The organism is Vicinamibacterales bacterium (genome assembly GCA_036496585.1).
Lineage (GTDB): Bacteria > Acidobacteriota > Vicinamibacteria > Vicinamibacterales > 2-12-FULL-66-21 > JAICSD01.
The window spans coordinates 73,168-85,415 of record DASXLB010000050.1; the positions used below are offsets into that span (position 1 = coordinate 73,168).

Consider the following 12,248-nt stretch of genomic DNA (forward strand, 5'->3'; position numbering starts at 1 on the left):
CCCTCGCGCTCCGTCGCCGTGGTCTGCCATTTTCCGCCGCCGCCAGGTGGCATGCCCGCCCAAGCCGTTGCTCTTTGCGAGGGCCTTGCGTCGGAGGGATGGCGCGTCGTTCGCATCCGCACCAACCTCGGCGAGAATCGCGCTGCCCAATGGCTTGACGGCATACGGGGTATTCGCACGATCGTGCGGGCCCCGGTGTTCGTGTGGCGGCTCACTGCGAACATGCTTCGGGTCCGCATCGTGCACATCTTGACGGGGTCGTGGCTGTCGTTTTTCCTCTTTGCGCTGCCGGCAATCTGCCTGGGTCGCGCCGCGCGGCGGAAAGTGGTGCTGCACTACCACGGTGGCGATGCGGAGAGGTTCTTCGAGGCCTGGCCAAACGTCGTGCGCTACGCGCTGCGTCGCTGCGACGATGTCGTGATTCCTTCGGGGCATCTTCAGCCGGCGTTCGCGGCGGCTGGAGCAGGGGCGATCGCCATTCCCAACATCTGTGCGACCAGCCGCTTTGCCTACGATGTGGATCGCCCTCTCTCGCGCACCTGCATCGTCGCGCGCCACCTCGAACCGATATACAACGTCGAGACCGTGATTCGCGCGTTCGCGCTCATCAAGGTCAAACACCCTGACGCGATGCTGGCGATCGCCGGCGGCGGCTCGGAAGAACAACGGCTACGCGAGCTGGCCGTAGCACTTGGTCTCGACGCCGCGGTGCGTTTCTACGGCTATATCCCCAACGAGCGCATGCCTGCACTCTACGGCGAATGCGGTGTGTTCCTCAACGCCTCCCGCGTTGACAACGCCCCCGTCGCCATTCTGGAGGCGTTTGCGGCCGGGAATCCGGTCGTCAGCTCGAATGTGGGAGGAATTCCGCACATGGTGGTCGATGGGGTCACCGGGTTTCTGATGTCGCCGGACGACCATCGCACGATGGCCGACCGCACATGCCAGTTGCTCGAAGACGCAGGCCTTGCGCGTGGCGTCCGTGCCATGGCGCGACAGGCGGCAGCGGCCCATGAGTGGCCGTCCGTTTACCGCCAGCTGATGGACCTGCCCAGCTACGCGTCAGCGCTCGCGCGCCCGCTCAACGGTTGACGACGTTCGATACGAAGAAGCGAAACTTTCCGCTTGGGTCCGGAGGGATGTCGTCGACGACCTTGACGTCGACGCTGCATTCGTCGCCAAACGCCTGCTGAAACACGCCCCGGATCTTGGGGGCGACGTCGGGCTCGAACGCACTGCCAGGGACGATCAGCAGATCGAAAGCATTGGCGGTCTGCTGAATCGCCCTGAACTTCGTGACCGCTGGCCTGGTGATGGTCGCGAAGTCGCGCATGATGTAGTCGAAAACTTCCGAATGCAGCACCCTGCCGGAGGGCGTGGTGATGATGTCCGAAACCCGGCCTTTCACGGACAGAATGACTGGCAATGGCCGCCCGCAGGCGCAAGGCTCGTCGGTGACGTGAATGACGTCCCCGAGGGCGTAGCGCAGGAACGGCATCGAACGTCGATGGAGGTGAGTGACGTACGCCTGTCCGCAGCGCCCTCGATCGACACTGTGGAAGGGCGGCCCCACTTCGACCAGGTACGTATGAGCGCCAATGTGCAGCTTCTGCTCGCGACACTCGAAGGCGAGATCGCCGAGCTCGGCGCAGCCGTACTCGTCGGCGACTGGCGCACCAAGGCCTTCCGCCAGCGTTTGCCGCTGGGATGGGAACAGCATCTCGGTGGTGCAGACGACCACTTTGAGGTTCAGGTCGGCCACCGGCAGGCGTTCCTGAAGCGCAAAGCGAGCGAAGGTGACCAGAGCCGAGGTATAGCCATAGAGATACTCAATCCGTCGCGTCACCAACTGTTGCCAGAACCGCCGCATGGCCGCCGGCGACAGATCCGCCACGTTCAGGAACGTGTTGCAGTTGTTCAGCGCGAAGCCGAGGCGCTTGGTCGCCACTCCGCGGCGACTCGCCAGTGGCGCAAGCCAAACCACCGCGCCGCGACTTCCAGGGGAAATTCCCCACCACTCCATGTAGCGCCATTTGACCGCGCGACGCCAGCCATTCTCCGACTGCTCTTCATAGACGATGAGCGGCGTGCCCGTTGACCCGCTGGTAGGAAACTGTTTCAGGCGGCCGGTGAACTCGCGCGAAATCAGATCGGTACGGTGGCTGCGCACCTGATCCTTGGTGAGCGGTGGCAGTTGGCTCAAATCCGGCGTCGTCAATCGGGTGGCCCGGTCGTAACCCGTGTCGACGAAGAGCCGCTGATAGTACGGAACGTTGTCGGCGCAGTAGCTTAGGAGGGCGTTCAGTTTCTCTGTCTGAAATTGCGCCAAGCCCTGCGCAGACAGCTGTTCCAAGGCACGGACTTGCTCGAGGGCGGCGAAGGTGTCGCGGCCCTGAATGCGGTCGACGAGAGGGTAGACGAGATGCTCAAATACAGCAGCGCGAGAAATCATCGGGTTCGGTGCTCGAGCCAACGGCGCTGGGAGCGTCCGGCCGATGCTCTCGAATGCGGACCGGAGCTCAGGCCCTGGAGCGGCGACGATAGCCGCGCACGAGGAAACTCGCGCCAGTCGCCATCAGCAGAAGAGTTGAAGGCTCTGGTACCGTTGGCAAACTCACCGACTCCTCGAAGAGTGGTGAACCCGTGTAAGGCTGACCCCCGACAGGATCTCCGTAGTAGCCAGCGACGACGGCCCAACTGACCTGCTCCGGCAGCTGCATCGAGGTGAGATGGACGCGAAACCCGTCGAGCAACTGTTGGTCGGGGAGCGCCGTGGCGCCAGGCGGATAGCTCTCCGCACGCCATGCGACATTGTATTGAAGGGAGGAGCCGCCCAGGTCTGCGAAATTGAAATAGTCCAACTCCGGTGACGTGCACCCTGGACCGTGGCACAGCATCCCCGGATCGTTGAACCACGGATTCGGCGTCCCCACCACCGTCTCTGACGAAGGGAGTACCAAGCCAAAGAAATTCAGCCGCATGCCGCCGCCGACGTCGTTGGTCAGCAAGAAGTCCAGAGTCCAGTCTCCTGCCGTTCCGCTCGTGGTGACGGCGACGATGGGTCCCGCCGCTGCCGAACCCGTCATCCAAAGAGAGAGAACCGCGCTGAAGACGCCAATCCGCCATGGGCCCGTGCGCATGCTGAACAACCTCTCTGTCTGCGTTGCGTGCTCGATGTAGCACACTGCAGAATGCAGACCGAGGCAGACCCGCTAAATCCTTGAGTAATTTGGAAAACGGGTAGCATCGACACGCGATTCGAGCGTGTGTTTCGGAGAGAAAAGTCGCCGTATTGGACACCATTTTGGAGCCCTCCGGTGACCTCTTCGTCCGGCCTCTAAGTGGGGACTCTAGGCGTGGAAGCCTGGGGCGAATGTCGTACATGGACGGCATTCGCCCTGGCACGCGCCTCAGGCTCGCGTTCCGTGGTGCTGCGTCGACAGGCGAGTTACGGCTATCGGATGATGCGGATGTTGCTGGGCGCAGCCGGCGCGGTCGATCCTGGGCCGCCACCGAACTGTGTCGGTGTCGGGTTGCCCAGATATGACCACACGTAGTTGGTGAAGCTGCTGTTCGCGCAGAAGCCTCTCGTAATGCTCACGTCGCTGCAGAGCTCTTTCTTGATGCGCGCGTCGTTCGGCCAAGGCCACAACGCCGTGGAGGTCAGCGAATTGTACCCAGCATCGCCGTAAAACGCGCCGTCGTTGCCGTAGCGCGTGACGATGTTGGCGCCATAATCCTCGCCGTTGAGTCCCGTGCCGGACAACGCAGAACCGGATTCAATCCGGGTGATGTACTTTTGCGAGGCTGTCGCGCCATCCGACGTCGGCGTGGAAGTCTTGCATCCCGAACTGCAGGACTTGTCCGAGTAGGACGGAGACCAGGTGCCAGCCAAATCTACATAGGAGGGAGTGTAGACGCTCGACGTCACTCCGATACCGCCAGATCCACTCGAGTGCTGAACGAGTGCGTTGGCGAGCACGCCACCGCTGGCAAGGCCCGAGGCGAGATAGAGACCGGCAGTCGGATTGCTCCGCACGCCACACGTCACGTGCTGGAGGTCGACTTGTCCGGATTTGTAGAGCGCCATGCACCAGCCGCCGACGTCCCAGGCGACGACGTTGCGGAAAGTCGAACCAGGCGTCAGTTCCGTTGTATCCGGATCCATCGTGAATCCGGCATCCTCGGAGTGCAAGGACATGACGCCCAGCCACTCGTTCTGCCCGTGAAGGCCGCCGGCGAAATTGCCATGCTGCGCCTGCGCGAAGTCCGCGTACGACGTGCCGCCGCCCAGGACGCGATCGACGACCATGACATTCTGCATACTGGTGTTGGCGCTGGCGTAGACGGTAATGCCGATGTTCGGATTGCCGCTGCCCGTGCAGCCAGAGGAATTGCAACCATCGCCCCGCACGATGACTCGGCGCCATACGTTGTAGCGTCCGCCGAAGTTCACCGCGATCCCGCGGGACTGTCCAGCAATCCAGGTGTCTTCCACCAGCAGGTGGTCCGTGGAGGGCCAGCTGTCATCACTGATGCCCAGCCCCAGACCCAACGCATCGGCATTGGCAGTCGTGTAGAATCCGCTGTTCTTGATGTAAATGTAGCTGGCGTTCCTCACCAAGCCGGTCAGGTCGCCGCTGCGCCAGGAAATGCCTTGGAGTTTGATGAACTGCTGGCGGCCGCTGCTTCGACCGATGTAGAGGGGCACCGTGATGAGAACGTTCCCCTCGTTCTTGGCTCGAACGACCGTCATCGCGGTCTTCGATGCGCCGCTCGGCGCCTGGCCGGAATTTGGATAGTTAGACGTGTCGTAGTTGTATCCGCCGGTGCCCGCCGCAACTGAGTAGGTGCCGTCTAGAAGTACTAGTTCGTCGCTAGCTTTCATGGCGCCGAACGCCTTCGCAAAGGTCTTCCAGGGTGCAGCCTCCGTCAAACCCGAGGCTGAATTGTTCCCACTCGGGGACAGATAGTAGGTCGTGGCAAAGGCAGGAGCACCGGTCGCGACGAGACTGGCCGTCACAAGCGCCACGCGAAGGCATCCCCACACGAATCTCGACATCAATTCAACCTCGATTTCGAGTCAGCAAGACCCATGCCGCCGAAACTGACGACACCGGCGGCGCGATCTATCAATGCGGACGGGACGAAGCACGGCAAGCGTCGCTACGAAATTGTAAGCCAAAAAACAGTTTTTTGCCGAGCCCTACCCGATCCATCCGATGCTTCCCGCGCCTGCCCGTAGCGGCTCGACCAATGCGTCGAGCCGGGCCGACAGCCGAATTCGCCGACTTTTTACACGGTGCTCTCAGACGACGCGTGACGCCGTCAGCTGCGGCAGCGCTGCCAGCACCTCATCCCAATCACGCGCGGAAAAACCGGCCGGCTCGGGCGTTCGCATGCGAATCGCCAGATGGTGCACCCACATCATCAACGTCAGCGGTGCGATTGCCTCCGCGTCGATTCCCAGCGATGCGCGATAGCGTTCAATAGCCTGACGCTCCAACGGCCGATACGCGCCCTGCAACAGCGTGCGACGGAATATCGAGGCGGATGAGGCGACGGTTGACGAGCCGCTGCGAGTCCTTTCGATAGTCAGAATGTTGTAGAGCAGATCGAGACAGGGTAGACCCGCGATATCCCCCAGGTCCCAGTCGAACACGGCGCAGATGCGCGGGTGAGGCGATGCATCGAAGAACATGTTGTCGAGCGTGAAGTCTCCGTGCGACAAGACCAGCGGGAGCGTTCGCCCATCGAAGAACCGTATCAAAAAGTCGCGAAGTTGCCGCAACGTGCTCGCGTTATCGGCGGTCTGCAGAAACCGAAGTGCCGACTCGAGAGGCGCGATGACCAGCCTTTCCATCCTCGGTGCGTCCATTGGCGCGGCGACGGCGGTCTTCGTGTGCAACGCGGTGATCCACTCGAACGCCTGCGTCTGCAGCGACGCACCCGTCCGCTCCTCCCGCAGCTCGCGCCTGGATACCGCACGCCCGTGGACCGCCCCCTCCACGAAGTAAGGGCACTCACCGGCACGTCCGGCCTCTTCGGCTTGCGGAATGGCCGTCGGGCTCACGAGTTGTCGCTCGTTGAGAAGCCGAAGCATCCGGTGATTCACCAGCATTCTCTCGGTGGCAAGAGGGTGGAATGGCATTTTCACGAACGAGCTGACCGACCGCGTACGATCGCGCACCTGCAGCGTGAGGCCACCCGGGTTCGAAAAGACATAGCGCTCAACCTGGAGCATCGTGCGGGGCACACCACGGCGGGCTGCAAGATCGGCCAGCACCTGCTCGAACTGCGACGCGCCAGGGATTCCGGTGCGACCGACGATGGCCAGCGCGGGCGAGAGCAGCGGCGCGGCAAGGCTGGCGGCGATCTGTCGCGGCCGAGCCGTCCGTATTCGAAGCGGCACGATTTCAGCGGCGCTGACAGGGGCGCCAAGATACCGGAAGTAGGTTCGGCTATTGGACACGGAACGCAGAGCGCGGTGAGACCGCACCAGCGCGAGGATGCCGCCGAGGGTCAATCGCGGCCGCAGCAGCGACGCGAACAGCAGCGCGTCAGGCCTCAGCCACTCACTCAAGGCACGCGCGAGATCCGGTGTGATGTCGTCGCAGGAGACCTGGCACAGGGCCGCCGCGTCGCATGAGGCCGGTGGGAGCGGAGCCGCATGCAAGCCGTCCGTCGTGTAAGACGTGATGTTCGTCAGTCCGAGCCACTCGGCGCGTGCGCGAACGATGTCGGCCAGATCCTGATCGGTGAAGATGGCGTGAACGCGCGCGTACTGGCGGGCCAGGGTCACGACCGACGTTCCCCACCCGCGATCGACAAGAACGATTGAGCCACCGCTGCCGGCCGGCAGCAGGCCTTTCCACGAAACGTGACGCGAACTCAGGCTCCACCGAATCCAGTAGGTCGCAGCCTCATCAAACGGGCGCAAGTACTGCTCGAGCCCTTCCACCCAACCCAGCGCGCGCACGGCGCCGGCGAGTCCGGCCGCGGTGGGTTGGTGGTCCTTCTGCAGATCGCTAGGCAACGAGTTGAGCTTCGAGCCCGGCGTCAGGCCGATTGGCGTCGCGCGCTGCCGCGCACGAGCACGCCATACGCACAGCGCAGGACAAGTTTGCCGGTGTAGCCCGACCAGCCACAGTAGGCGGGAAGCGCGTAGCGAAAGGCCTCCCGGTAATCGCGACGATCGAGATACCCCTCCACGGCTTGCCGCCACGCGAGTTGAGTGACGTGCCGCTTCAGCGTTGGCCAGGCGAGTCTCGCCCCGGCCTCCGTGTCACCGAGCTGGCGGTCCATCTTCTCGACCAACTGCAGCCGGCCCTCGAGCTGGCCGACGACATTCTTGGTCGAGTTCGATAGATGTAAGCGGTAGAGATAGACCGTCTCATCGAGGTGGACGTATTTGTGCCCCGCAATCAGCATGCGCACCAGGAGGTCCTTGTCTTCAACGGTGCGCAGGCGCTCATCGTACAGCCCAACGGATTCCGCCGCCGATCGTCGAAAGAGCGACTCGCCGTGGCCGACGATATTGTTGACGATCGTCCGGGCAATGATCTCGTCCTGCGTCAGCTGGTTGAAGTTCGGCAGCGTTCGTCGGCCCGGGCGTCGGCTCCCGTCGGGATTGAGAACGTCATGATTGGCATGCACCAGTGCCACATCGCGATGATGGTCGAGGTACGGCACCTGGAGCTCGAGCTTCCGGGCGTACCACATGTCGTCCGAGTCAAGAATCGCCAGGTAGTCGGAATCCGACGCCCGAATCGCGGCGTTGCGGGCTGCCGCCGGACCGCCGTTCGGGATGCGCAAGCTGATTACGCGGCCGTCAGCAACCGTCCGAACCAGATCGTTGAGAGCGGCGGCGGCTTCGGCGCTCGAACCATCGTCGACCAGGATCAGTTTCCAATCACCGAAGGTCTGCGCCTGCACGCTTTCGATCGCCTGCCTGACCCACTCGATCGGCGTATTGTGGAACGGCGTGAGGATGTCGACTCTGGCCATGCGCTACTTGACCGCCTCCGCTTCCGAATGCGTCTGACAGTGCGTCCGGCAGTCATCGGCGAATACGCGTAGCGATTCCGAATCGCGCCGCAGGTCCATGGGGCGGAGCCGATTGAAGGCCCGGCCTCGAAAGAAGACGGTCCGCAGCGTCATGAAGTGCACGTAGCCAACTCTGAGATGCGCCGCCACCGAACGGTCGTTTCCGTACTCGATCGCGCTGAGAAGAATAGTACGGCCGCGAGGCCTGAGTATGGCCTCCAGCAAATGGACCTGCAACAGGCGCCACACGCCCAGCCGACGATGCGACTCGCGCACGTAGACGTCGTAGCTGTATGCGCCCGAGTCCGGGATGCCGACCACGAAACGGCACTCGTCCATCTCGAATAGCGGCCGAGTAGCAAACCAGTTGTAACCGACGATCTCGCCGTGGTCTGCGGCGATCAGGCACTCGTCTCCGGCGGCCAGCCGCGCCTGCCAGCGGCCGCGCGTGAGGGGCGTCGATGACGATCCTGCGGAGGCGAAATCGTCTTCCGTGGCCAATCGAATCTCCAACCCAGGTCGGGCGGCGTCGCCGGAAGGGGGCCGACCGAGTGCCATGAAGTAGTGCCGGCCGAGGCGCAGCCGGTCGCGCGTCAAGGCGGACACGCAGCGCTGGGCGATATAGAAGGGGGGCTGGCCCACGACTCGCAGAAACTTGCGCACCGCGGCGCCCAGTTCGAGCCGGCGGATGAGGACTCCGAATTCCTGTTCGATAGCAGGGTCTTCGGAACCGGTCGCGACCTGTGCCACCGCCGACTCAGACGGCGTTTTCATCGTCACGCTCACTCGGTGTCCGGGATTCACCCCTGGTCCACGACGCGCGGACGGTTCTCAGCGTCTCCAGCATCCGCAGTTTTGCGGAGGGGCGCCGCAGCGTGATCCAGTGCAGTTCCCGGCTGACCTCTGAGAACGTCCGCTTGTACTGCACGTCGCCAGCCATCAGGTCGAACTCGCCAAACCCGTGCTCGAGGCAGTACTGGATCGCCCGGTGCACCGTAATCAGCCCCGGGCGAAGATTGTTGTCGGTACCCAATTCGAAACCGCACAAATAGAAGTAGACCTTGCGATCGAGTACGAGATTACAGATGACGCCGATGACGCGATCGCCGACGGACAACCGCATCATCTGAACCCTGCCGTCGCGCAGGTGCCGCTCGACGAGCGTCCGGTTGAACTGGACGAATCGCGCCGAGCTGAAAACGCCGGCCTCTCCCTTCGCCACCCAGCGCGACTGGTGAAGGGCCGCCAGCTGATCGAGCATCCGGAGCGCCGTGTCCGCCTGTTCGGCCACCTCGAAAGTCAAGGCGCCGAGCTGCTGGTACGCGGTGGTCGTCCGCTTGACGTTGCGACGGCTGTTGCGCGACAGCACCGCCTCGACCGAGCGGCCGGCATCGCGAATGGGATCGAGGCTGACGTAAAAGCTGCGATCGATACGACCGGTTCTGGAGAGATCCTGAAAAACGTCGAGAAGGGCGTCGATCGACCCGCTGCGATTGCATCCGTTGAGGATCAGTTCGTCCCAGCCGGCGCTCTGGAGATGACGCCCAAGCGCCTGCGCGACGACCTGTTCACAGGCGTCCAGGCAGAGAAGATCGTTGAACTCGATGTAGGTCTCGTCCCGTTCGTCTTCGCCGGACGTGTTGAGATACACCCGGCGCACGGGCACGAAGGCGACCTTTTCGTCCCGATAGACCAGGAGACATGCTCCGATCACGCGTTCCCCGTCGCTGATCGTGACGATCTCAGGGTTCAATTGCTCGCCGAAAACCGCCAACCACGTGTCGATCCACTCGACGCTCGTGAAGAACGATCGATAAGGCGAGGCGAGGAAGAGCGCGCGCCACGATTCCCGCACGTCTTCCCACTTCGTCCAGGCCGTACTCTGCGTCGATACCATTCGCGGGTCCATAGCTTTAGACACTCGACATCACCGGGCGTACTGCTCGGCGTCCGACGCCGAGGTAACGGTCGCCACCACGAGAACGCGCTCACCCGGCGATCGCCACGGCCGGCGATTTCACGACAGGCGTGGTGTGGCGCAGGCGGTCCTTCAGCCGAAGGAAAGGGCGTTCAATGAAATGAAACGATATCGCGGCAAAGGCCACAGTGACCACCAGGGCGAAGGCGAGTTGCACCACCAGTGGAAACTGGGACGTGACGCGTGCCGACGTGAACAGCGTCAGCTGCTGCCAGAGATAGACAGAATAGGAGATGCGGCCCAGATATCGGACGGGCGACCATTCCGTCCATGACCAGATGCCGGCGCCGCTGAGCATGATCAATTGCAGCAGAAGCACCACGATGAAGCACTCCTGGATCGGGTAGCCGACGGTATAGCGGTACATCAATTGTGGCACCGGCATTGCGACACTGATGTAGAGAAGCACGGCCGTCGCGACGAGGTAGATTGGCCGCCGTGCCAGGCGCATCGCGAATCCCTCGAGCAGGCCTCGCTTGGCGCACACCGCGGTCAAACAGCCAATCAGCAACTGATCGGCGCGGGTATCGAAGGCGTGATAGAGGTAGCTGTCGGAGACACCCGCCAGGCACAGCCCGGCACGGTAGATCCAGATGCAGACAATCGCGACGATCAACGCCTGTGTCATGCGCCGTAGATCACGTCGGAACATCCAGAGACCGATGGGCCACAGCAGGTAGAACTGCTCCTCGATCGCCAGCGACCACGTGTGACCCAGGAAATGATCGCCGTGGTTCGGCACCAGCGCCAGATAGTAGTTGGTGACGTAGGCCAACGAACTCCACGTCAGGCCCCAGTCCATCGGGTGATCGCGAACCACGTAAATGATCGTGCCGACCGCCCAGTAGAAATAGAAGGCCGGAAAGATGCGAAGGCCGCGCCGCAGGTAGAAATCCTTGAACGAGATGGTCCCGGTGCCCTCGTACTCGCGGAGCAGCAGCCACGTAATCAAAAAGCCGCTGAGCACGAAGAAGATGGTGACCCCCGTCGCGCCAGGGACGGCGTCGAGCCCGAAGTGGTAAAGGACGACCAGGGACACCGCGACGGCGCGCGCCGCATCGAGGCCCGGAATCGAGGATCGCGACAGGCGACTCGCCAGTGAGGGGCGCTGCGCCGAAACCGACGAGCCGAGCGTGTCAGGAGCAGGCATGACTTCTCCAGTCTAGGACCACAGCCGCCGATGATAGGGCGCCAGCGCGGTTTGAAGCCGGAAACGCGGCCAGTGCAAATCGAGGTCGACCGAAACGCGCTTGAGATCGTAGCGCGGCGATTGCCCAGGCACGTTGAGGCCGCCGTAATAGGAAAACGCGGCGCGATACCCCGATTGTGCGAGCGCGCGGTGCGTGTCGCGGTTGAAAGCGTCCACGCTGCCGACCGGATATGCCAGGACATCGATCGCCGTCTTCAAGTGATCCGACAGCAACGCCCGCGACAGCGACAGTTCGCGAACCTGCTCTGCAAAACTCAGCTTCGACAGCAGCGGATGGGAGTGCGTATGAGAACCGAAGTCCATGCCACCGGCGAGCATTTCCGCCGCTTCGTCCCAGTCGAGGAACAATCGATCGGTCGACTCGCTCGGGGGACTCACGTTGCAGCGTTCGAACAACTCCAGCAGGAATCGAGAAGAATCCTGCGTCTGCGGCGACTTATAGAGACGGATCGTCGAGCGGATGGCGGCGAGACGATTGCCGGCCAGCGAGAAGTCGACGGCAACCGGATAGCGAAGGGTCAAGTTGGCGGCGGTCGATTGTTTGATGGCCGTCGCGATCTGATCCCACCAGGGCAGCCGCGTTGAGCCGACCATGGAACTGACGAGAAAGAAGGTCGCCGGCGCACCTTCGGCGCGGAGTATCGGGAAGGCGATGGTGTAGCAGTCGCGATAACCGTCATCGAACGTCAGCAGCACCGCCGTGCCGCGGTGCGACAGCGTTCCCTCGGCGATGGCGATCGCTTCGTCGAGCGTGACGACGTCGAAGCGTTTGTTCAGATGCCGCACCTGACGGGAAAAATCGTCGGCAAAGGCCGAGACGACGTCGCCGTCGTGCTCGCATTCGTCGGCGGCGTTTTGCGCCAGGCGATGGTAGTTGAGGACCAGCAGCCGTCTGGGCGTCGGGCAGGACTCCGCGAGCCGGGTCAGGAGCAGCCGTTCGGCGAGCCGTGCGGCGCGATCGCGTTTGGACGACAAGGGCACATCGGGCGACCTCGTCTGGGAGAAGGTGGGCAT

At 62.9% G+C, this 12,248-nt stretch carries 10 protein-coding genes; 1 reads left to right on the top strand and 9 read right to left on the bottom strand.

Annotated elements, in window-relative coordinates; translation table 11 throughout:
• Nucleotides 1-51: 51 nt before the first annotated feature.
• Nucleotides 52-1,092, top strand: a complete 1,041-nt coding sequence (locus tag VGI12_16040; protein HEY2434187.1) for a glycosyltransferase family 4 protein — start codon at nt 52-54, stop codon at nt 1,090-1,092.
• Here the strand turns inward: VGI12_16040 and VGI12_16045 are convergent.
• From VGI12_16045 to VGI12_16085, 9 genes are all read right to left on the bottom strand, one after another.
• Nucleotides 1,082-2,452 carry a hypothetical protein gene (locus tag VGI12_16045; GenBank protein ID HEY2434188.1) on the bottom strand — a complete coding sequence of 457 codons (1,371 nt, stop codon included), beginning with the start codon at nt 2,450-2,452 and terminating at the stop codon, nt 1,082-1,084. The genes VGI12_16040 and VGI12_16045 overlap by 11 nt on opposite strands.
• 67 nt (nt 2,453-2,519) lie before the next feature.
• Entirely contained in the window at nt 2,520-3,185 is a 666-nt protein-coding gene (locus VGI12_16050) for a PEP-CTERM sorting domain-containing protein (protein ID HEY2434189.1), read from the bottom strand.
• A gap of 269 nt (nt 3,186-3,454) precedes the next feature.
• Complete coding sequence (locus VGI12_16055; GenBank protein ID HEY2434190.1) at nt 3,455-5,032, bottom strand: hypothetical protein; 1,578 nt, start codon at nt 5,030-5,032, stop codon at nt 3,455-3,457.
• A 276-nt stretch (nt 5,033-5,308) separates the two neighbouring features.
• Nucleotides 5,309-7,036 carry a phosphotransferase gene (locus VGI12_16060; protein ID HEY2434191.1) on the bottom strand — a complete coding sequence of 576 codons (1,728 nt, stop codon included), beginning with the start codon at nt 7,034-7,036 and terminating at the stop codon, nt 5,309-5,311.
• Nucleotides 7,037-7,059: 23 nt separating this feature from the next.
• Nucleotides 7,060-8,007: a glycosyltransferase gene (locus VGI12_16065; protein HEY2434192.1), complete on the bottom strand. Its 948-nt coding sequence runs from the start codon at nt 8,005-8,007 to the stop codon at nt 7,060-7,062.
• A gap of 3 nt (nt 8,008-8,010) precedes the next feature.
• Complete coding sequence (locus VGI12_16070; protein ID HEY2434193.1) at nt 8,011-8,820, bottom strand: GNAT family N-acetyltransferase; 810 nt, start codon at nt 8,818-8,820, stop codon at nt 8,011-8,013.
• The gene (locus VGI12_16075) at nt 8,804-9,943 is read right to left on the bottom strand and encodes a GNAT family N-acetyltransferase (GenBank protein HEY2434194.1); all 1,140 of its coding nucleotides are present in this window, start codon (nt 9,941-9,943) and stop codon (nt 8,804-8,806) included. Before VGI12_16075 ends, VGI12_16070 begins: the two co-directional genes overlap by 17 nt.
• 91 nt (nt 9,944-10,034) lie before the next feature.
• Complete coding sequence (locus VGI12_16080; GenBank protein ID HEY2434195.1) at nt 10,035-11,174, bottom strand: acyltransferase; 1,140 nt, start codon at nt 11,172-11,174, stop codon at nt 10,035-10,037.
• A 12-nt stretch (nt 11,175-11,186) separates the two neighbouring features.
• Entirely contained in the window at nt 11,187-12,248 is a 1,062-nt protein-coding gene (locus VGI12_16085) for a polysaccharide deacetylase family protein (protein ID HEY2434196.1), read from the bottom strand.